The 20,575-nt window shown below is 52.9% G+C and carries 15 protein-coding genes; all 15 read left to right on the forward strand.

The annotated features are described in order from the left end of the window. Positions 1-4 precede the first annotated feature (4 nt). The 15 genes from ACWGXE_RS07225 (at position 5) to ACWGXE_RS07295 (ending at position 20,439) form a co-directional block, all read left to right on the forward strand. Complete coding sequence (locus ACWGXE_RS07225) at positions 5-751, forward strand: class I SAM-dependent methyltransferase (protein ID WP_447602506.1); 747 nt, start codon at positions 5-7, stop codon at positions 749-751. Positions 752-966: 215 nt separating this feature from the next. Further along, a complete protein-coding gene (locus tag ACWGXE_RS07230; RefSeq protein WP_447602508.1) occupies positions 967-2,355 on the forward strand; it encodes an O-antigen ligase family protein in 1,389 nt (462 codons plus the stop codon). 72 nt (positions 2,356-2,427) lie between these two features. After that, positions 2,428-3,531 carry a glycosyltransferase gene (locus ACWGXE_RS07235; protein WP_447602509.1) on the forward strand — a complete coding sequence of 368 codons (1,104 nt, stop codon included), beginning with the start codon at positions 2,428-2,430 and terminating at the stop codon, positions 3,529-3,531. A 171-nt stretch (positions 3,532-3,702) separates the two neighbouring features. Beyond that, entirely contained in the window at positions 3,703-4,788 is a 1,086-nt protein-coding gene (locus ACWGXE_RS07240) for a glycosyltransferase (protein ID WP_447602510.1), read from the forward strand. Beyond that, entirely contained in the window at positions 4,775-5,551 is a 777-nt protein-coding gene (locus ACWGXE_RS07245; RefSeq protein WP_447602511.1) for an FkbM family methyltransferase, read from the forward strand. The genes ACWGXE_RS07240 and ACWGXE_RS07245 overlap by 14 nt, the downstream gene beginning before the upstream one ends. 76 nt (positions 5,552-5,627) lie before the next feature. Beyond that, a complete protein-coding gene (locus tag ACWGXE_RS07250; RefSeq protein ID WP_447602513.1) occupies positions 5,628-6,866 on the forward strand; it encodes a glycosyltransferase family 4 protein in 1,239 nt (412 codons plus the stop codon). 71 nt (positions 6,867-6,937) lie between these two features. Next, positions 6,938-8,788 carry an asparagine synthase (glutamine-hydrolyzing) gene (gene asnB, locus ACWGXE_RS07255; RefSeq protein ID WP_447602515.1) on the forward strand — a complete coding sequence of 617 codons (1,851 nt, stop codon included), beginning with the start codon at positions 6,938-6,940 and terminating at the stop codon, positions 8,786-8,788. 1,329 nt (positions 8,789-10,117) lie between these two features. Beyond that, a complete protein-coding gene (locus ACWGXE_RS07260) occupies positions 10,118-11,413 on the forward strand; it encodes a nucleotide sugar dehydrogenase (protein WP_447603893.1) in 1,296 nt (431 codons plus the stop codon). Positions 11,414-11,617: 204 nt separating this feature from the next. Next, entirely contained in the window at positions 11,618-13,051 is a 1,434-nt protein-coding gene (locus tag ACWGXE_RS07265) for a DUF4832 domain-containing protein (protein WP_447602516.1), read from the forward strand. Between the two features lie 309 nt (positions 13,052-13,360). Then, complete coding sequence (locus tag ACWGXE_RS07270; RefSeq protein WP_447602518.1) at positions 13,361-15,685, forward strand: secretin N-terminal domain-containing protein; 2,325 nt, start codon at positions 13,361-13,363, stop codon at positions 15,683-15,685. After that, positions 15,682-16,188, forward strand: a complete 507-nt coding sequence (locus ACWGXE_RS07275) for a type II secretion system protein (RefSeq protein ID WP_447602519.1) — start codon at positions 15,682-15,684, stop codon at positions 16,186-16,188. Before ACWGXE_RS07270 ends, ACWGXE_RS07275 begins: the two co-directional genes overlap by 4 nt. After that, on the forward strand, positions 16,163-16,564 hold the full coding sequence (locus ACWGXE_RS07280) for a prepilin-type N-terminal cleavage/methylation domain-containing protein (RefSeq protein WP_447602521.1): 402 nt from the start codon (positions 16,163-16,165) through the stop codon (positions 16,562-16,564). Before ACWGXE_RS07275 ends, ACWGXE_RS07280 begins: the two co-directional genes overlap by 26 nt. Positions 16,565-16,580: 16 nt before the next feature. After that, complete coding sequence (locus ACWGXE_RS07285) at positions 16,581-17,396, forward strand: LysM peptidoglycan-binding domain-containing protein (protein WP_447602523.1); 816 nt, start codon at positions 16,581-16,583, stop codon at positions 17,394-17,396. Next, positions 17,393-18,643 (forward strand): type II secretion system F family protein, encoded by a 1,251-nt coding sequence (locus ACWGXE_RS07290; RefSeq protein WP_447602524.1) that lies wholly within the window; start codon positions 17,393-17,395, stop codon positions 18,641-18,643. The genes ACWGXE_RS07285 and ACWGXE_RS07290 overlap by 4 nt, the downstream gene beginning before the upstream one ends. Before the next feature lie 68 nt (positions 18,644-18,711). Continuing rightward, entirely contained in the window at positions 18,712-20,439 is a 1,728-nt protein-coding gene (locus ACWGXE_RS07295) for a GspE/PulE family protein (RefSeq protein WP_447602526.1), read from the forward strand. The last annotated feature ends 136 nt before the right edge of the window (positions 20,440-20,575 follow it).

The following is a 20,575-nucleotide window of genomic DNA, read 5'->3' on the forward strand; positions in this document are numbered from 1 at the left end:
ACTGATGGCTCTTCGTTCGAGATTATTCAATGTTTATTGGACCATTAGACGATTGATCGCGCCAAGTCTCAAATACTCACAATATACGTATGAAGCCATTCTCAAGAGATATGTCAACCCTTCAGTGGACTGGATAGAGATGGGCTGTGGCCATTCTGTTCTGCCGAGCTGGCGTCAAATGGAAGAGCAGCAATTAATCAAGAATTGTCGAACGATATTCGGTATAGATTATGATCTGCACTCTCTGCAGGCTCACTCAACTATTTCTAAAAAGTTACGAGGTGACATTACCAAACTGCCATTTACAAGTCAGTCGTGTGATCTGGTGACTGCCAATATGGTCGTTGAACATCTGGACAATCCCGATTTCCAATTTAGGGAAATTCATCGAATTCTTAAGCCTAAGGGGATATTCTTGTTCCACACGCCGAATGCCTATGGCTACGGTGTCATCCTCTCCCGCCTTGTGCCGGAGGCGTTGAAAGGAAAACTGATTCATCTCATTGAAGGTCGGGAAGAACACGATGTATTTCCAACGCATTACGCTGCCAATACGGAAGATAGGATTCGCACGCTTGCCGAGAAAACAGGATTCGAAGTTGTTGAAATACATCTTCTTGTGACGGATGCTATTTTTGCAATGATAACGCCGCTCGCGGTATTGGAATTATTGTGGATTCGTCTACTAATGGCGGGCCCATTTCGAAATCTGAGGACGAATATGATCGTCGCTTTAAGAAAGGTGGGCTGAGATCGTTATCCGTCATAGTTACCCCTTCAAGAATTCGTGAAGACCTACAGCTTTTGGGCGATCGTACCTCTTTCTCTTAAAGTATTAAGGATCCTCGCATCTAATATGATCCTGCTAAGGTCACCTGTTTTGTATGTCTTATAATATGAAGAACCCTTCGTTTTTATGATTTGTATCCTCCTGGGATAGAAGCTGACTCATAGTTATTCATTTATATGCAACTCAAAGGACATGCATCTCAATTGTATCCTTCTGCGAAGCGACCTATATCTGCTGGTAAGGGGGCAACTGAGCCCGTTGCTAAACGAGGTCTTGGATTTTATCTCGTACTGATCTCATTGTTAGTGGAATTCGGTCGACCCCAAGACATCATACCCGGTATTAAAGTCATCCCCTTTCCTTCCATTATCGATCTGCTTATCGGCGTCAGCGTCGTCATATCCGGAAAGCTTAACGTCGCTAATAGACAGACTAAGCTGTACATCGCGCTCTTGATTGTAATGATCGGACATGTTCCTTTCGCGACGAATAATTTTTGGGCCGCCATGGTTTTGAAGGACATGCTTTTGTACTTTTGCTTTTTCTTAGGCGTTGTAGCATTTGTCGATACCATAGAAAAAATGAAAATCCTAGTGAATGCTTGGCTCATAGTCCATCTTGTATTGGCAGTCTTGGGCTTAATGAATGGTGGAAAAGGTGTCGGCGGATGGTTGGGCGACGAAAACGATTTTTGCATGGAAATGAATGTGGCTGTGCCGTTCGCATATTTTATGTTGTTGGGGGCTCACAGCAAGGCGAGCCGAGTGTTGTACTTGAGCTCACTCTGCATTTTCATTTTGACGGCTATGGTCACGCTGTCAAGAGGCGGATTTATTGGTTTGGCGGCAGTCGGATTTTATTGTTGGCTGAAGTCATCAAAAAAAGGCAGAGCGGTGGTATTGGTAGGGGTGGTTGTCATTTTTATGCTCATTTTTGCTCCGGAACAATATTGGGAAGAGATTCAGTCCACCACTGACGAGAAAACGCTGACTGTCGGCACAGGCGCGGAACGATTGTATACCTGGGGCATTGGCTGGCAAATGTTTCTAGGGAATCCGATATTCGGAGTGGGTCAAGGTAATTTCCCGTGGAACTTCCAAGAGTACCAAGGAGAAGATCGATTTAATACGCGGTCTCTTGCCGGCCGAGCCGCTCATTCGATGTATTTTACATTGATCCCGGAGATGGGTTTTGTCGGAGCGTTGATGTTTTTTTTGATGGCGTGGAGCAACTACACGACGGTTAGCCGGTTGAAAATGCTAGGTCGAGCTCTTCTGAAGGCAGTGTCTAAAGATCGAGACAGAGAGGAGCGGGATATTTGGTTCGGCGTCAGCGTCGGCAGCGCGCTCGAGGCGGCAATGATCGGATACCTTGCCAGCAGCGTGTTTATATCGACTTTGTGGTACCCGACATTCTGGATCATAACGGCGCTAACCGTCGCATTGGGCAATTTATACCTCGACCGGCGCCCGACTGGTGAGCTGTCCGTTTCGAAGGGTGCTATTCCTCGATTGCCAAAATCTTCCCTTCCAACCGGAATGATCCGCCCCAGACCTGCAAGGTAATTCGGTGCGCTTGGTGTGGTCCTTCGAACCTATGCGGTGTCCATGCCTGTTATGAGACAGGACGACCGAACCATGCGGAGGGGAATCCTGTATTTTTCAACCAGTAGCGGTCCCGGCGGAGCCGAGCGCTTGGTCAACAGGCTTGCCGTACGGTTTAATACTCACTCCTTTCGGTCACACGTTTGCCTGTTTAGGCCGGGCTGGGTGCAGCAGCAGTGCGAGCGTGATGGGATTTCGACAACGGTCATTCCAAACAAGGGACCATTCGACCTCGTGTGGCTGCGACACTTTCTGATGTTGATACGTAAGGAACAGATCCATCTCCTCCACGCCCATGAATTCGATGCCATTGTGCACGGCACATTGGCGGCGGCAATTGCCAGAATTCCTATCGTCGCGACGATTCACGGCAAGAATTATTACTGGGAGAAGTCGACACGCCGAATGGCATATCGCCTTGTGAGCCGGTATGCGCGCATGGTGGCCGTTTCGAAGGATCTCAAGGAATTTGTGACCGAGCATACCGGTATAACCGATGAACGGATTCAGGTCATCTATAATGGAATTGACGATTTTCCCGATATCGATGCGGAGGAACAGGCGCGAATGCGAAATGAAATCGGGCTGAGCAGCGACGATCAAATTGTCGGGGCGGTAGGAAGTCTTTATCCGGTGAAGGGCCATCGATATTTGATAGAGGCGATACCTTCAGTTATCCGAGCATGTCCTGCCGCTAAATTTCTGCTCGTTGGTCGAGGGGACCAGGAAGTGGCTCTTAAAGATCGGATAAAAAAACTCGGTCTTGAGCGGTACGTCTACTTCTTAGGCCTGAGGCAAGATATTGGAAGGCTGCTTTCCATTATGAATATTTTTGTGTTGCCGTCATTATCGGAAGGCCTTTCTATGGCGACGCTGGAAGCTATGGCTTCTGCGAAGCCGGTGGTCGCTACTCGAGTGGGAGGGAATCCTGAATTGGTGATCGAAGGAGAAACCGGGCTGCTCGTACCCAGTGAGGACAGTGGGGCGCTTGCGAAAGGCATTACAACGCTTCTGCTTGATAAGGATCGGGCTCGGACCTTTGGACAAAACGGACGTAGAAGGGTGGAGCAGCGATTCCACATAAACATGATGATCGACGAATATTGCAAGCTGTACCGGGAGAGCTTAAACGAATGAGTTTTCCCGGTATATGTTTGAGGGGTTTGCCCGACTGTCCCGCGCACTAGTGTAGAGCATCCTGTCGTTACTGTGAAACAAGATATGGAGTCGCAGAATTTGATATCTAAGCCAATCAGGGTCTGTCATATTGCACATGCAGATCTTTGGGCCGGGGCGGAAGTGCAACTTGTGACGCTCTTAGAGGGTCTGGTCCACGACTCAAGACTGGAGCTCTCGGTGATTCTTCTAAATGACGGACGTTTGGCCTGTGAGATCAAAGAACTCGGCGTTCCGGTCACTGTGTTGTCCGAGGAGCAGTACAATTCATGCCGCCTGTTTATGAACCTCGTTGCAATGTTAAGGCGGCGACGGCCGGATTTAGTACACACGCACAAATACAAGGACAATATTCTGGGAACCGCCGCCGCAGCCGCCGTAGGTATCCGCAACGTAGTGCGAGTGGTCCATGGGATGACGGAGCCGTTCAGCGGCATGGCTTATGTCAAGATGATGGGGTACGAATCCGTGGATTGGCTTATCACGAGGCTGAAGGTCAAAAGACTTATAGCGGTGTCCGAGGACATAGAATCTGACCTAAGACGGTGTTACGGTGCCCATAAAGTGGTACAGATCCATAATGGAATCAATTTAAGCCGAGTGAAGGTGACTCAACATAGGGAACATATGCGGCGTAGCCTTGGTTTTCACTCCGGTGACCGGGTAATTGGATCCGTAGGACGGCTCACGCGGGTCAAGGGGCACAACATCCTGTTGCAGGCTGCCGGCTCCCTAATCAGAAAGAGGGGCAACGTGAAGGTCCTTATCGTCGGAGATGGCCCGCTCAAGGCGACCCTGACACAGTTAATTCATAATTTGCACATTGAAAAGGAAGTAGTCCTTGCAGGCCAGCGGGATGACGTTTATGATCTCGTCAATTGTATGGATGTTTTTGTCTTGCCATCTTTCCACGAGGGGATTCCAATGGTCTTGTTGGAAGCACTGGCATTGAAATGCCCCGTGGTTGCAAGCCGAGTAGGAGGAATACCGGAAGTCGCCACGCATGGTGCCGGCGGATTGCTCGTGTCGCCGGGAAATGCGGCTGAATTGGAGCAAGGCATCGACAGGATATTGGGGGATGAGCTCTATGCGAAAAAATTAGCCGAAGCCGGGCGGCTTCGTGTCGAGGAAGAGTTTAACGCGAGCGTAATGGCCGAAAGGACAGCCGATCTCTATTGTTCGCTTGTTTCGGATAGAGTGCACCATGTCGTTGCTTAAATGGCTTGCTGTCACGATCCTGCCGGAGAGTGTTTTATTTGCTCTCAAGAAAATTTATTACACGCGGACAATTCCGACATTTTGGGAGCCGGATATTGAGCCCATCAAACGTCTGGTCAAGCCCGGCGATGTTGCGATAGATCTTGGAGCAAACATCGGTTGGTATACTCATGTGCTGGCCAACCTAGTCGGAAAGGATGGCCGAATTTACAGCATCGAACCGATTCCAGACACGTTCAGATTGCTGTCCGCAGTAGCCTCTGCCCGTGGATTGAAGAATGTTGAATTGCTTAACGTCGCAGTCTCAGAAAAGGATGGTCCCGCAGTCATGGAGATTCCGCTTCACGAGTATGGCGGAAAGAATTTTTATCAGGCAAAGATCATATCGGGCTCCCAGTCAACCGGTTCAGCCAATAGGCAATACACAGTTGCAGCGCGCTCTATAGACTCCTTGTTTCAAGAGGTTGCAAAGCGGGTCAGCTTCATTAAATGCGATGTGGAAGGACACGAACTCGCCGCCTTTAAGGGCGGCGAGAAGTTCTTTGAAACGCAAAAGCCCGCCATCCTTCTCGAAGTAGCCGGTCAATTTGAAAAGCAAGGATCGTCTGCTCATGAATTGTATGGAATATTGAAGCGCTATGGTTATAAGGCTTTCATCTATGATGGAAAGCACTTGAAAGAACGCCCCGCCGGCCATTGGTCGGTCAATTATTTTTTTCTTCAACCCTCGCATCTCAAGCATCTCGCGGATATGGTTGCATAAACCCGCTTGTCTCCTTGCGTTCATCGAAACCCTCTTTTGAAGGTCGATCGGTCGCGATACTGATCGCTGTAGGATTATGAGGATACTCTGGCTTGGCCACAATTTGGCATATCCGCCTAAAGGCGGCGCTTTACAGCGCAATTATAATTTATTGCGCCAAGCCGCCTCCGGAGCTGAAGTCCATTTCCTCGCCTTTGACCAGCCACGGACAAGACCTCCTGACGTGCAGCCGTCCGATTGCATGAAAGCGCTGTCCAAGTTCTGTGCGAGCGCGGATTGGCTTCCGATGTCACAGCCGGAGGGCGCACTCTATCGATACAGGACGGCTTTCCAGGGACTAGTATCGACTCACCCGTACGAGGTGCTTTGGTTACGGAATCGTCGTCTGTATCATAAGATATTACACCTGGTTCGTACTTACCATTTCGATGTGATCCATTTCGATACGTTAGGTCTGGCTCAATACATGCCGTTGGTAAACAACTGTGGCACAGTTCTGAACCATCATGACGTGCAATCGGCTCTGATGCAACGGCGGATGGAGGGCGAGACGAATCCTCTGTTGCGGCAATATTGGAGAATGGAAACGAGAAAATTGCGTTGGGCTGAAGTGCGATGGGGCGAAGCCGCCGATGTCAATTTGGTGTGTTCTTCAGACGAAGCGAGGCTGCTGCTCGGGAAGGACTCGAGCATGAAAACGGCGGTCGTGGCAAATGGTGTCGATACCGAGTTTTTTGTTCCACGCCGTGATCCGGGGGGGCAAAGGCTTCTTTTCTGTGGAAGTTTGGACATGTATCCCAACCAGGAGGCCATGAGATATTTTTTCGACGCCGTTTGGCCGAAGCTTAGATCTCGGCACGAGGCTATTGAGATGTATGTCGTGGGCCGGCAGCCACCCGACTGGCTGAAAGCTCGAGAAGCGTCGGATGTTCGAGTGCATGTCATGGGGTTTGTGGATGATGTTCGGCCATATTTTCAGAACGCGACGGTGTGTGTCTGCCCCATCCGTGAAGGAGGGGGTACGCGTTTGAAGATCTTGGATAGCTTGGCAATGGGAGTGCCCGTTGTCGGCACCTCCTTTGCGTGCTCTGGTTTGGGACTCAAACATGAAAGCGATCTGCTTGTGGCCGATGATGCGGACGAATTTGTTCGTCACGTAGAGCGTCTGCTGGGTAGCGGTGAACTTCGCCGTCGCATCGCCGTATCCGGTCGTCAATCGGTGGAACGGAGGTATTCCTGGGATGTGATCGGAAAACAGTTGCTGGCTGCGTATCAGGATGTCTCGATGCGGAAGGCACAAGGCGCTTTAAACTAGGAACAAGCCATATGTGTGGGATCGTCGGCATAGCGATGTCGTCTACCGGTCAAGTCAATCCTGACCTGGTTATGAAGATGAATAGGGTCATATCCCGTCGAGGCCCGGATGACGAAGGCTATTATTGGAACAACCGGATCGGACTTGGGATGCGACGGCTAGCGATCATCGACGTGAAGACGGGACAGCAACCGGTTCATAACGAAGATAAATCAGTGTGGGTTGTCTTTAACGGAGAAATTTACAATTACAGGGAGTTGCGCGCTGAACTGGAGACGAGGGGACATACGCTTGCGACCGCTTCGGATACGGAATGTCTCGTGCACCTCTATGAGGATTATGGGGACGAGTGTGTCACTAAATTAAGAGGAATGTTTGCGTTCGCCATATGGGATGAGCGCCGGAAGCGGTTGCTTTTGGCGCGCGATCGCGTCGGCATCAAACCTTTGTACTATAGCCGGCATCAGCAGGGATTGTATTTTGGATCGGAATTGAAATGTCTGCTGGCAGTTGACGGATTAGGCTCAAGCATGAATCTGCGGGCGCTCTCCGATTATTTTTCTTACAAGTATGTGCCTGGCCCGGAGACGATCTACGAAGCAATTGCGGAGCTTCCTCCGGCTCATATCGGTGTGTGGGAGGCGGGTCGTTTGGAGATTAAGCGATATTGGGAATTCTTGCCACGACCGGATCATACGAAATCATTGGATTATTTTCGCGAAGGCCTCTTGCATCACGTGAAAGAAGCCGTCCGCCTGCACCTTGTCAGCGAAGTCCCCTTGGGAGCTTTTCTTAGTGGAGGGATAGATTCAAGCGCGATCGTGGCTGTCATGTCGCAGGATGGCGGGACCAAGCCGAAAACGTTCACAGTCGGGTTTGGTGAAGGACAATTGGGTGTTGATGAGCGGCCGTTTGCGCGCACCATTGCCCAACGATACGGAACGGATCATTCCGAATGCCTGTACGAAAATCCGCAAACTCAGATCGAGCAGATTTTGCCGAATATTATTCGTTCGTTTGACGAGCCGTTTGCGGATTCTTCCGTGGTTCCGAATTATTTAGTGTGCGAAGCTGCCAGGAGATGGGTCACCGTTGCGCTGTCGGGTACGGGAGGCGATGAACTTTTTGCCGGATATGAGCGCTATCGAGGTGCGCTGTTTGCCGAGCAATTCCAATACTTGCCTGGGTGGCTCCGTCAACGGGTTATCAGGCCTATAGTCGGGGCGTTGCCCGAATGGGGACCCGGAGCATTGTGGGTGGATCGTATCAAGCGATTTGTCGACGGAGACAATCTGTCTTTGCCGGACAGATATCAAAGATACTTGTCCGCTTTCGATGAACAAGAAAAGATACGAATATTTAATCGCGACTTGCTCTCAGAACTCCAGAAAGGCAACGGACTGCAGGTCCGATCCGCGATGCTCAAAGTGAAGAGTGCTTCTGACCGACTCGACTGGATATTAAATGCAGACATGCACACCTATCTGCCGGACGATGAACTGCGAAAAACCGATCGACTAAGCATGTGGCATTCCCTGGAGGTAAGAGTCCCATTCCTGGACCATAAGCTCGTGGAGTTCGTCGCCACGATTCCTTCCAAATACAAGCTCAAGGGCTGGGAAAAAAAATATATATTGATTCAGGCTCTCAAAGGGCTCGTGCCGGAACAAATTCTGAGCCGGCGGAAGCAGGGATTTTCTATTCCGCTTGCCGGTTGGTTGCGGGGTCCTCTGCGCGAGGTGGCGCAGACTTATCTTTCGCCGTCTGCGTTAAAAGAAGTCGGGCTGTTCAACGTTGAAGCGGTGCAGGGGCTGCTGAAAGACCATAACGCCTTGGTCCGAAATCACGAAACGAAAATCTGGACGCTGCTGACCTTTGTCATCTGGCACCGCCTGTACGTCCAAAAGCGGCCCTCGCTGTGAATAATTCTGCTCAGTTTCTTAGTTATTATTGGACAACGACATTCAGGATTCTGGGAGCCGCAGGTGGACCGGGAGGTTGATCAGTTGGAGAAGCGGAACCGCCCTTTGGAAGTGATAAATGGATATGGTCGAACCAATAATAGTCCGTTTGGGTTTTAGTATTATTCATGCCGCCCCACGTTGGACTGAGATTGAACTGAACCCAGGGTAGTGGGTCGAAATTCACGCTGGTATAATCTGCGCATAAGGCTCCATTGACCCACCACCGAAAAACTCCATCTCGAGATGTGGCGGTTGTACTATGCTTGGAATACATTTCTATCCTATACCAGTTTCCGGGGCTAACGCCTGGCCTGCTGATGTTGCCCAGCAACACGCGCGTCCCGGGATTATCTCCATAGCTCGCGGGTAGATGGCCATTGCTGAGGGTCTGTGATTCAAACATCACCGACAACGCGTATGGGCCGCCTTGCGGACCGTGCATTCCGATAAAGACGTCCCACGCTCCGTTACTGACGAAAAATGCTATTTTGCTAAAAGCGCTATTACTTTCTTGCTGCCAGTTTGGACTGGCCTTCCACCAAAACCCTACGTAAACTTCCCTTTGGTCCCCGTTTAATGAATGCCAAGAGTTGTCAGGAGCATATCCGGCCTTAAACCCGGTGACATATCGCATCTGCAGCACGTTGTTTGGCGATAACGGGGCCGTGGCATCACTAATGATCGACGAATCGCCTCCTGTACTGAACCACCCGTCTCCGCTTACAGAATTGTAGCTATAGTCTGAAATAAGACTCGACCCCGACGGCTCGTTTGGCCAGGACGCGGACGCCGAAGCAAAGCGAGGGCTTCCGAACAACCCCGCGACCAGTAACGCCAAACATATAATCTTCCGTCGATCGAATATCATCGCACGCCTCCACAGTAATACATGGTGGTGAATCGGTTTAAAGCCCGATGTGAGATGAGCAAACTTAATGCCAGATATGTTGGGTGAAAAAATGTACAACAATGAAGAGGCTTGATCAAGCGGCGCAAGGCATTTTCTTTTGAACGCCACAACTTATGGCCTTGCATGCCAGGCTCCGCCTTTTCCTTTCAGCGTGATGACTGTATGGTTCTACAGTCGTATGAGTTCCAACCTGCACACATCTGCACACAGCGAACGAAAACTTATTTGCGCCATCAAATCGAAAGAATGCGCTCAATTGCGGTATAACGAATGGGCACTTTTTACGCCGAGGAAGGTTTTGTTGACGCAATTACGCTCGTCTGCCATTGTTATTTTGGCTTTTATTGGGAATACTGAGAATACATAGAGGGGGAATGATGCCGAAGAACGTTGCTCGCTCGATTGCAATTGTGGGGTTGGGATATGTCGGCTTGCCGATTGCTGTCGCGTTCGGAAAACAGGCCCCGGTGATCGGCTTTGATATTAATAAAGCGAAGATTGACGAACTCAGGAACGGCGTGGACAGAACGGGCGAGGTCTCGCGTCAGGATTTGAAGCGAAGCCGCGTTCGGTACACGTCTGATCCGACGGAACTTAAGACTGCCGATTTTATCATTGTTGCGGTGCCGACCCCCATTAATGAGGCGCTGCAGCCCGATCTCACCGCTCTCCAAAAAGCATCCGAACTGATCGGCTCCAATCTTTCTCCCGGAACGATCATCGTGTATGAATCGACCGTGTATCCGGGCGCCACGGAAGAGGTCTGTCTTCCGATACTGGAAAAGACGTCCGGACTCAAGTGCGGACTCGATTTCAAAATCGGGTATTCACCTGAGCGAATCAACCCGGGTGACAAAGAGCACACATTGGAGAAGATTGTAAAGGTTGTCTCGGCTCAAGACGGCGAATCGTTGGATATTGTGGCTCAGATCTATGGAAAGGTCGTCAAAGCCGGCATTCATCGTGCGCCGAGTATTAAAGTCGCCGAGGCGGCCAAGGTCATTGAAAACACTCAGCGAGACTTGAATATCGCGCTGATGAATGAACTCGCTTTGATTTTTCATCGCTTGGGCGTCGATACCAAGTCCGTCTTGGAAGCAGCCGGCACCAAATGGAATTTTCTAAAGTTTAGTCCCGGATTGGTGGGCGGCCATTGCATCGGAGTGGATCCCTATTATTTGACCACGAAGGCGGAATCCGTCGGATACCATCCCGAAGTCATTCTGGCCGGACGCCGCATCAATAACAGCATGGGCAAGTTCGTCGCCGAGCACACGATGAAACTGTTGAGCCAGTTGGACTGCCCGGTCGGTGATCTGAAAGTCGCTGTGCTGGGGCTCACGTTTAAGGAAAACGTGCCGGACCTTCGCAACAGTCGAGTGCCGGATATTATCAACGAACTGAGGGAATACGGACTACAGGTAAGCGTGCACGATCCGCTGGCAGAGCCGGAAGAAGCCGTCGCCGAGTATGGATTGCGGCTTCTTCCATGGGACCACATCAAGCAAGTCGACGGCATTGTACTGGCCGTGCCGCATCGTCACTATATGCAGATGGACGTGCAGGAATTGTTGAAACCGTTGCGCCGGCAACGTAATAGCGTCGTCGTCGACGTGAAAGGAGTCTTGAATCCGCACCTGCTACCCGGAGCCATCAAATACTGGAGGCTGTAGCTCCAGCTGATATGATCCCAGGGTAACCCGTTCATTCGTCAGCCGGTCTTCGATCCTCATTATTATTCACTTCACCACATTCCGTTGCCTTCAAGAAGGTGTCGTCGCTATTCAATGTCTTGAATTAGACGAGATTAGCCAGTGTGGCATGGGCCTTGTGACATGTTTGATGAGCAGTGCGACCATGGCCGGCATGAGGAGGTTATGCTGAAAAGCAGAGGGCTGACTTTCTATAGCACTGTGTTTCTGTCTGTGTTAGCGAGCGGGATGTTCGTGCATGCTCCTTCGCCGTCGGCGAGTGAGATGAACAATGATTCCATCGCCGTGGAAACGAGTGCTCAGCCTTTCACATCCGTGCGCCCGAAAGAAATCGATGACATTCTTTACAATCCCGGTATGGGATTTGTCGATTTCCATTTCGGCTTCGGCGATCCACCTCCGCCGGATCAACATCCGCCTCAACGAGTTGCGTATTTCCGCTGGTTCTGGGCGGAGCTGGAACCCAGAGAAGGACAGTATAATTTCGAGCTTGTCGATGCCGTCATTCAGCAAGCGCGAGAAAGAGGGGAAACGCTTGGTTTCCGTATCATGACCGAATATCGACCAGAAGCGCCATGGTGGCTACTTAACAAAGGCGTGGCCAGCGTTCAAACAAGCAGCGGTTTAATGCCTGATTATAACGATCCCATATTTTTGAATGCCCACGAAAAACTTCTCAAGGCATTTGGGCAGCGCTATGCAGGGTCCGCCGATATCGATCATGTGGACATCGGCAGCGTCGGCTGCTGGGGGGAGTGGAACACCGCCTGCTGTGAAGACGTCAAAGAGCTGTGTGCGCGGTACTATCCCACAGAAGAAAACCAAAGACGAATTACCGACATGTATTTCAGACATTTTCAAAGAACGCCGCTCATTATGCTGATAGGCGGCCAACCCGAATATGCCGCCGAACGCGGAGCCGGTTGGCGAGGAGACTGCTTAGGCGATTATGGCATGTTTCGCCCGGATTGGAATCATATGGATCATCTTTATGGCCCGGCTGCGGAGAACAAGGTTATCGGCAATGCGTGGAGAAGGGCACCGGTTCATCTTGAGGTCTGTTACTACATACAGAACTGGTATGAATGGGGATACGATATTGACACGATTTTGCTGAAGGCGCTCGAATGGCATGCCTCCGTCATCAATGCAAAATCATCTCCTGTCCCGACCGTTTGGAGGCCAAGGGTCGATGAATTTTTGAAAAGACTCGGATATCGAATCGTGCTCCGTGAGTTGAAACACCCGCGGGAAACTCATCCCGGCGGGGATGTGATCTTGGTGTCGCAGTGGGAAAACGTCGGGGTGGCCCCCATATATCATCATTGGCCCACGGCCTATCGTCTTCGATCAGACTCGGATCAGACCGTTGCGCAATGGTCCGGCCGCGCCGATCCGAGACAATGGGTTCCGGGTGCGCGCCATGAGGTGAACGATGCAGTTGTGCTTCCAAGGAATATTATGCCGGGCATCTATTCTTTAGACGTCGGAATCCTGGACAGCGACGGCGGATCGCCTCATATCGCATTGGCGATTGAAGGCCGGCGCCCTGATCTTTGGTATGCCATTTCAAAAATCTTGATCACAGATGCACAATGAACACACTGTTTTGGTTTCTGCTTCGCCGGTCTAGTCTCTCCGCACGTTGCCCACTTTTACGCTTGCCTTTTTGCTCCGCACGGGTTATTCGTCTTCCGCACGCTACATCGTTTTAGTTGAAGTCCACGGGGCCATCGCGCCGGTGCCCTTTTGCGCGTGGGTACGCGTGTGCCTGATGGCGGTCAAAATTAAGAAAGAAATTGTCGCTCCCGGAGGCCTTTGCTATACCAAACCAATCAGGTCGCTTTAGTGAATAATGTGAAACACCGCATTCAACAAGCTTGCGAGCTACTCAAGAAGCAACCGACTATGCGGGTTCCGTTCGTCTCATTGCGGATTTGCGCCGTGGCGTTTTCTACCATGGCCTGCGCCATGTTCGGGTCTCCCGATGCCAAGCGGGGAGATCAGCATCTTGCCGCGGGCAATTGGGAAGAAGCGAGTCTCGCCTATAAGCAGGCCCTGAAAGACGATCCGTTCGACCTTGCTTTACAGAACAAGTATGCGGTGGCACGGGAGCGATCCGCCGCGATGCATGAGGAGCGGGCTCGGGAACTCCTGAAAATGCGACAGCTTGACCTGGCGATTGATGAGTTCAAACGCGCCATTACCATTGAGCCGAGTTCGTCCGACCATCAGGACGGCCTGACGGAAGCGCTCAGGCTGAAGGAAGCCCGCGATCAATACCGGGAAGCGGAACGGTTGGCTCAACTCGGGAGGGCCAGCGAAGCGTTAGAGGGGTTCTCACGTGCCGCTGAATTGGATCCCAACCTGAAGGAAGCGCTTGAAGCGGTCTCCCGGATCACGGAAGAACAGCAAGCGCTCAATCGAGACGATCGGCGGAAGCAACCGGTCACGCTGCAATTTCGAAATGCGGGCCTGAAAGAAGTGCTCGAAGCCCTTGGGAAGGCGGCGAAGATCAACTTTATCTTCGACAAGGATGTCCGCAACGATCCGTTCAGTGTCTCACTGCAGGATAAACCGTTCGATGAAGCTCTCAATCTCATTTTGAACAGCAACAGTCTTTTCGCCCAGCGGGCATCGGCCGATCTGATTATCATCAGTCCGAATACGAAGCAGAAGCAGGAACAATATCAAGATTTAATGATCCGCACGTTTTATCTGTCGAACGCCAAGGCCAAGGACATGCTGGCTTTGCTGAAGACCATGCTGGATGCCAAGCATATCCATGCCAACGAACCGCTGAACACGATCGTCATTCGAGATCAGCCGGAAAAAGTCGAACTAGCGGAAAAAATCATTTTGGCCAACGATCGGGGAGATTCGGAGGTCTTGTTCGATGTCGAAATTCTGGAAGTGGATCGGACGGTCGATCAAACCTACGGGCTTTCCTATCCGAAGCAAGTCGCCGGCGCGCTCGTGCCGCCTGGGTTTGCCGGTCCGCTTCTGCAAGACATTGTGCAACAGTTCACATACCGTCAGTTGACCACTCTGGGCCAGGACAGCTATCTCTTTAAGCTTCCAACGAATGTCCAGCTCGATTTTTTCAAGCAGGTTACCGACGCGAAAACCTTGGCGGCTCCGAAGGTGCGAGTCGTCAATAATAAAAAGGCCGAAATCAATATCGGCGACAAGCAGCCCATCTTGCTCTCCACCACGAACGTCTTACCGGGTCAGGCGGCGACCGGGGCAGTTCCCACGACTTCGACGGTTACGTCGATTGAGTTTCGAGACACCGGCGTCAAGTTGACTGTGGAGCCCGCCATTCATCTGGGAGACGAGTTGTCGCTTAAAATGAAGGTCGAAGTGGTTCGTCTCGGAGATCAGGTGCTGCTCCAAGCGAATCCCCCCATTACACAGTTCAAATTCGGTAATCGGTCCGCCGAGACGATGCTGAATGTGCGAGACGGGGAAACCATCGTGCTCGGCGGGCTCCTGCAAGAAGAAGATCGGCGCACCAAAACCACCATTCCGTGGTTGGGAGATATTCCCTTCCTAGGCAATCTCATCAGTTCGTTCAAAACACAACGGGTGACGACGGAAGTGATCCTGACGCTCACGCCGCACATCGTGCAATCAATGCGGCCGCCGGGGCTGACGACCCAGGCGTTCTGGTCCGGCACGGAATCCACGTATGCAACCTCGCCGCTATTTCTCAGTCCGGCAAGGAAAATATCAGTGCCCGGCGGGCCGCTTGCGGGGGGTACGCCGGCTACCTTATCGGGTACGGCGGCGCCGGGGAACAGCTTTACCCAGGAATCACTGAATCTGAAGCCGCAACTCTCGGTACAGCCGGCCGATGCCGCGGTTCAGGTCGGCAAGGAATTGAGGATCGATGTGTTCGCGCGAAAAGCCCACGGCCTGACCGGTGAAATCGTGACACTTGCGTTTGATCCGCACGTGTTGGAATTTCGAGAAGCAGCTGAAGGCGAACTTATGGGCGCGGGACGAGGCAAAGCTGCCGTTGCCGTCAAATCCCGTGCTTCCAACGGAGAGATGGAACTTCGATTGCATCGGCCGCCGGCCTTATCAAGAAGCGAAGGCCAGTTACTGAGTCTGGTTTTTGTCGCGAAAGCGCCGGGCGTCTCACCCGTGAATGTCATGTTGAGCGGTGAATCGGGTGACCGCAATGCCGCCAATGTCGGTGCCGCGAAAGGAGTTGTGAGGGTCCGGTGAACCAATCCGGTGTCACGCTGTTGGAACTCCTCGTCACGCTGACGATTGTTACGATCATGGCTTCGGTGGTGCTGCCGTTCAGTCGCGTTTCGGCTACCAGGACCAAAGAGGTGGAGCTGCATCAGAACCTTCGGGTGATTCGTTCGGCCATCGACGCCTTTCGATTGGATTGGTATCGGGAAGGCGATGTCCTCACGGGGCCGGCCTGCGTGAAGAATCGATTGACATGCAAAGATGTGACGGGGACCTACGGTTATCCGAAATCCTTGGACGTCCTGTTGGGCGTCAAGTTGACCGGCGAACAGGCGACCGTGCGCGGCATCTCGGTGAAGCGCTATTTACGGATGATTCCGCCGGATCCGATGAGCGGCCGGCCTGATTGGCTGTTTCGCTGTTACAAGGATCCGGCCGGCGCGAAAGATTGGTGCGGGGAAGATGTCTATGATGTGTCGAGCCGTAGCGAGGAATTGGCGCTCAATGGCACAAAGTATCGGGAATGGTAGGAAGCCGGGGACGCCGGAGAGCGGTTTCACTCTCATTGAACTCATGATTGTGGTCAGCATTGTCGGAATATTAGCGACGCTGGCGGTACCTTCCTATCAAAATGCCGTGGTCAAGGCGAAAGAAGGGGCGCTACGGCAGGATTTGTTCTCCTTACGCGATGTCATTGATCAGCACCGGGCAGATAAAGGCAAGTATCCGGAGACCTTGACCGCTCTGGTATCCACTGGCTATTTGCGAAGGCTGCCACCCGATCCACTCACGGGGTCTACGGATACATGGCAGGAGATGCAGGATCCCGATCAAGGCGGGGTCGTCGATGTCTTTTCGGGATCCGAACTGGTCGGAACGAACGGCGTTCCCTACAACCAATGGTAAGGATATCGGTAACGATATGAGCCATAGCGATCAACTGAGTGAACGCGGTATTTCTTACAAACGAATGTGCTGGCGACTCACGGTCGCCGGCTTCTTGTCACTGGTTTGGCTCTCCGGATGCGCTCGATTGCCACTCGTCGGCGAGCTGCAGGGCACGGATTTGCAGGTCACGGTGGATTCTTTGAAGTCGGCGGTCCGGGATGGGCAGAGGCTGACGGCCGACTTGCGAGTCGAGCTGGCCGACCGGCGCAAAGAACTGGCCGACGCTCACGTTGCGCGCGCTCAGCTTCAGGGGATGCTGCGGGAAACCGAGAATCGACTGGCTGAAGCCCGGCATATCATTGAACTCCAACGGGAGGAGTTAGTGGCGGCCCGCGTGGATCGTGAGCATGTCGAGGAATCCGGGCGTCAATTGCACAGCCGCCTGCGACGATTGGAAAAGGTTCTGGCACAGGCCCGGAGACAGAGAGACATTCTGCCTTCCGCTTATGTGCCCCGTCATGCAGCTGAACTGACCCAACCGGTGCACGTCTCTTCGGCGACTCCGTTGGTCGCCCACCCGACCATGGCGACGGAACCGTTTCCCGCAGACCCACTCGGCGCTGCGTCAAAAGTTTCCCAGGCGGAACCGGAGAGTCCGCATATCATCGTCGTACGAGAAGGCGAGACCTTATGGCGGCTGGCGCGGCGACACCGGGTGGATCTTGAAGAGTTGCGACAGATCAACGGCCTTCAGGATAATCGTATTGTCACGGGATGGACGTTGCGTTTGCCTGTTCCGACTCATGCGGTGGACATGGGCGCATCCGGCCCGCAACTCATGGAGCGATGACCCGCCCGGCGAAGGCCGGCGACTGTTTCTTTATGCCGCACTTTGCTTACAGAGCCGCCCGTTCCGACGGCAGCACGTTCGACGGCCATATTGAAGGTGAGGACGAACAATTCGTTCGGGCCAAATTGGAGGCGGACGGCCTGCTCGTATTTCGGATCTCACGTCGAGGGGGCCGTTCCTTCGTGCCGGCGTTCGCGCTCGCGAGCTGGACCAAACTTCCGCTCCAAGAGCTCTTGATCTTCAACCAGGAACTCCTCGCTCTCGTGAAAGCGGGCCTTCCGATATTGCGCGTGTGGGATTTATTGATCGAACGCACCGAGAGAACGGCGTTTCGTGAGGCGCTGCAAGGGATCCGTCAGGATATCAGAGGCGGGTCGTCCGCCTCGGAGGCTTTGTCCAGGCATCCTCAATTTTTTTCCGATCTGTATTTGGCGACGATCCGAGCGGGCGAACAGTCCGGGAATTTGCCGGAAGTGCTGCAGCGCTACATTACGTATCTGAAGCTCATGATCGGCCTTCGCCAGAAAGTGACGAAGGCATTGGCGTATCCGGCTTTTCTCATCGTCGTCGGCGCGGCGGTCGTCGGCTTCCTGCTCAGCTATGTTATTCCGACATTTGCTTCGGTGTATGGAGAATCGGCCCGATCACTGCCGGCTGCCACGCAGACTCTGATCAAACTGATCGAGATCGGAAGCTCGCAGTTCATTCCGCTTCTGGTGGCGGCGGGTGCGGGCATCATCGCCGGACATGCGTGGTATCGGACACCGGCCGGCAGGCTGGCCGTGGACCAGCATATCCTTCACATGCCGATCATCGGTCCCATATTGGTCAAGCATCACACGATTCAGTTGACACGAACCTTGGCCACCGTATTGTCCGGGGGCACTCCGCTTGTGGATGCACTGGATATTTCCCGAGGTGCGATTTCCAATCGATTCGTCGCGCGCGGGCTCGCTGAGACTGCCAGCGAGATCCGGGAGGGCAGTACGTTGGCGGCTGCGTTGGAGCGCCCCAGGATTCTTCCAAAGCTCGCCATTGAGATGATCTCCGTGGGGGAAGAGACGGGATCATTGGAACCCATGCTCCGAGATGTTGCGGAATTCTATGACGGAGATCTGGACGTCCGGTTGACTCAATTGACGACCTGGATCGAACCCGTCCTTTTATTGATCATGGGGATCGTGGTGGGCGGCATCGTCATCATCATGTATTTGCCGATTTTCCAAATGGCGGAAACCGTTCAGTAAACCGCGTGGTCGTTTCGGATCATGCTTGTCGTTCCCGTGCAACCCAACGAAAAAAGACGATTCATCGCATGCAACGCCATCTGACGCGTCCCTCGCTTCACGATATCCTGATACGGCAAGGGATTGTGCCCAAGCGGACTCTCGATCAGGTGTTGGCTCGCTTGGGCGGATGTACTGCGGCGCTGGGCCAAGCATTGCTCGAGGAGGGAACAATTTCTGATCAGCAATTGGCTCAGGCGCTGGCGGCACAGTATGGCTTGCCGTTCGATCCGCTGACGGGATTCCGGGTGGATCAGGAGTTTTACGCTTCGATTTCCGTCAAACTCATGCGGCGGCATCCCTTTGTGCCGGTGAAGGAATGTGATGGAGTGCTGACCATTGCCATTCCCGATCCCGGCAATCTACTCGCGCTGGATGAGCTCGAGCTGTTGATCAATCGTCCCATGGTTCATGTTGTCAGCTCGCGATCCGCCATTCTCGCCGCCATTGAGCGAAGTGAGGGATCAAGCCAGGCTCTCAGGGAGTTGGAAGAGGAATTTCGCTCGGTGCTCGTCAAGGAAGATGAACGGGGCGAAGAAATTCTGACGATGGATCAGAACGGGGAGGACCAAAGCCCCGCCGTGAAATTGCTCGATACGATTTTACTCAGCGCCATGCAACGCCGGGCCAGCGATATCCATATCGAAGCGACGGACCGGGCGACCACGGTGAAATTTCGAGTGGACGGCATTCTCGTACCGGCCATGGACCCCCTGGACGTCAAGTTGCATCCGCCGCTGGTGTCCAGGCTGAAAGTCATGTCAGAGCTCGACATTGCGGAGCGCCGGGTGCCGCAAGACGGCAGTTTTCGCATGCGTCTGGACCGCAAAACGGTCGATTTTCGGGTCTCGATCCTTCCGAGCGTGTTTGGAGAATCCGTCGTCATTCGCATCTTGGACCGCGAGGCCATCACCACCGGCGTGTCCACGCTGCGTTTGGATCGTCTCGGATTCAATCCCGAAGATCTCAAGCGGTTTCGGCGGGCCATCACCAGACCATATGGAATGGTGCTCGTGACCGGGCCGACCGGAAGCGGGAAAACGACGACGCTGTACGCTGCCATCAGCGAAATGAACACCAAGGAAGACAAGCTCATCACGATCGAAGACCCGGTCGAATACCAATTGCCGGGCGTGGTGCAAATCCCGGTGAACGAGAAGAAGGGCTTGACGTTCGCCAGGGGCTTGCGGTCGATCTTGAGGCACGATCCGGACAAAATCATGGTTGGGGAAATCCGTGATGCGGAAACGGCGCAGATCGCTATTCAGTCGGCATTGACCGGACATCTGGTCCTCACCACCGTCCACGCGAACAATGTGTTTGACGTGATCGGACGCTTCGCCTCCATGGGGATCGATTCATACAATTTTCTTGCCGCGTTGACGTGCGTGCTGGCACAGCGGTTGATCCGCATCATTTGTCCGAATTGCCGGCATCAGGTGAAATTGGACAAGGCGCTGGCCGAAGAATCGGGCTTGGAATATGAACAGTACAAGAACGCGGTGTTTCATGAAGGCCAGGGTTGTCAGGAGTGTCACGACACGGGGTATCGAGGCCGCAAATGCATCACCGAGTTCCTCGACCTGACCGATGAAATCAAAGAAATGATTTTAGCTGATCGCGCCTTGTCGGAGATCCGGTATCGCGCGGTGACCGACGGCATGATTACGTTGCGGCAGTCTGCGCTGAAAAAGGTGCTGAGCGGAGACACCACTCTGCGTGAGATCAACCGCGTGACGTTCAGCGAGGAACGCTAGCCCGCATTATTCATGACGGTTCGTCACGAAATGACGGAGTCGCGTGATGAGACGGGCGCGTGGAGACGCGAGGGCACGAAGCATACTTGAGGAAGTATGTTGAGCGGCCGAGCGGCGAGCCCGCTCGCCTGCACAC

Source organism: Nitrospira sp. Nam80 (assembly GCF_965152575.1).

What these genes read in the sequence shown, in the direction of transcription:
- ACWGXE_RS07235 (WP_447602509.1), top strand. Translation starts at nt 2,428, where the DNA reads ATGCGGAGGGGAATCCTGTATTTTTCAACCAGTAGCGGTCCCGGCGGA.
- ACWGXE_RS07225 (WP_447602506.1), top strand. Translation starts at nt 5, where the DNA reads ATGGCTCTTCGTTCGAGATTATTCAATGTTTATTGGACCATTAGACGA.
- ACWGXE_RS07270 (WP_447602518.1), top strand. Translation starts at nt 13,361, where the DNA reads ATGCGGGTTCCGTTCGTCTCATTGCGGATTTGCGCCGTGGCGTTTTCT.
- ACWGXE_RS07265 (WP_447602516.1), top strand. Translation starts at nt 11,618, where the DNA reads ATGCTGAAAAGCAGAGGGCTGACTTTCTATAGCACTGTGTTTCTGTCT.
- ACWGXE_RS07290 (WP_447602524.1), top strand. Translation starts at nt 17,393, where the DNA reads ATGACCCGCCCGGCGAAGGCCGGCGACTGTTTCTTTATGCCGCACTTT.
- ACWGXE_RS07250 (WP_447602513.1), top strand. Translation starts at nt 5,628, where the DNA reads ATGAGGATACTCTGGCTTGGCCACAATTTGGCATATCCGCCTAAAGGC.
- asnB (WP_447602515.1), top strand. Translation starts at nt 6,938, where the DNA reads ATGAAGATGAATAGGGTCATATCCCGTCGAGGCCCGGATGACGAAGGC.
- ACWGXE_RS07260 (WP_447603893.1), top strand. Translation starts at nt 10,118, where the DNA reads ATGCCGAAGAACGTTGCTCGCTCGATTGCAATTGTGGGGTTGGGATAT.
- ACWGXE_RS07285 (WP_447602523.1), top strand. Translation starts at nt 16,581, where the DNA reads ATGAGCCATAGCGATCAACTGAGTGAACGCGGTATTTCTTACAAACGA.
- ACWGXE_RS07295 (WP_447602526.1), top strand. Translation starts at nt 18,712, where the DNA reads ATGCAACGCCATCTGACGCGTCCCTCGCTTCACGATATCCTGATACGG.
- ACWGXE_RS07245 (WP_447602511.1), top strand. Translation starts at nt 4,775, where the DNA reads ATGTCGTTGCTTAAATGGCTTGCTGTCACGATCCTGCCGGAGAGTGTT.
- ACWGXE_RS07230 (WP_447602508.1), top strand. Translation starts at nt 967, where the DNA reads ATGCAACTCAAAGGACATGCATCTCAATTGTATCCTTCTGCGAAGCGA.
- ACWGXE_RS07280 (WP_447602521.1), top strand. Translation starts at nt 16,163, where the DNA reads ATGGCACAAAGTATCGGGAATGGTAGGAAGCCGGGGACGCCGGAGAGC.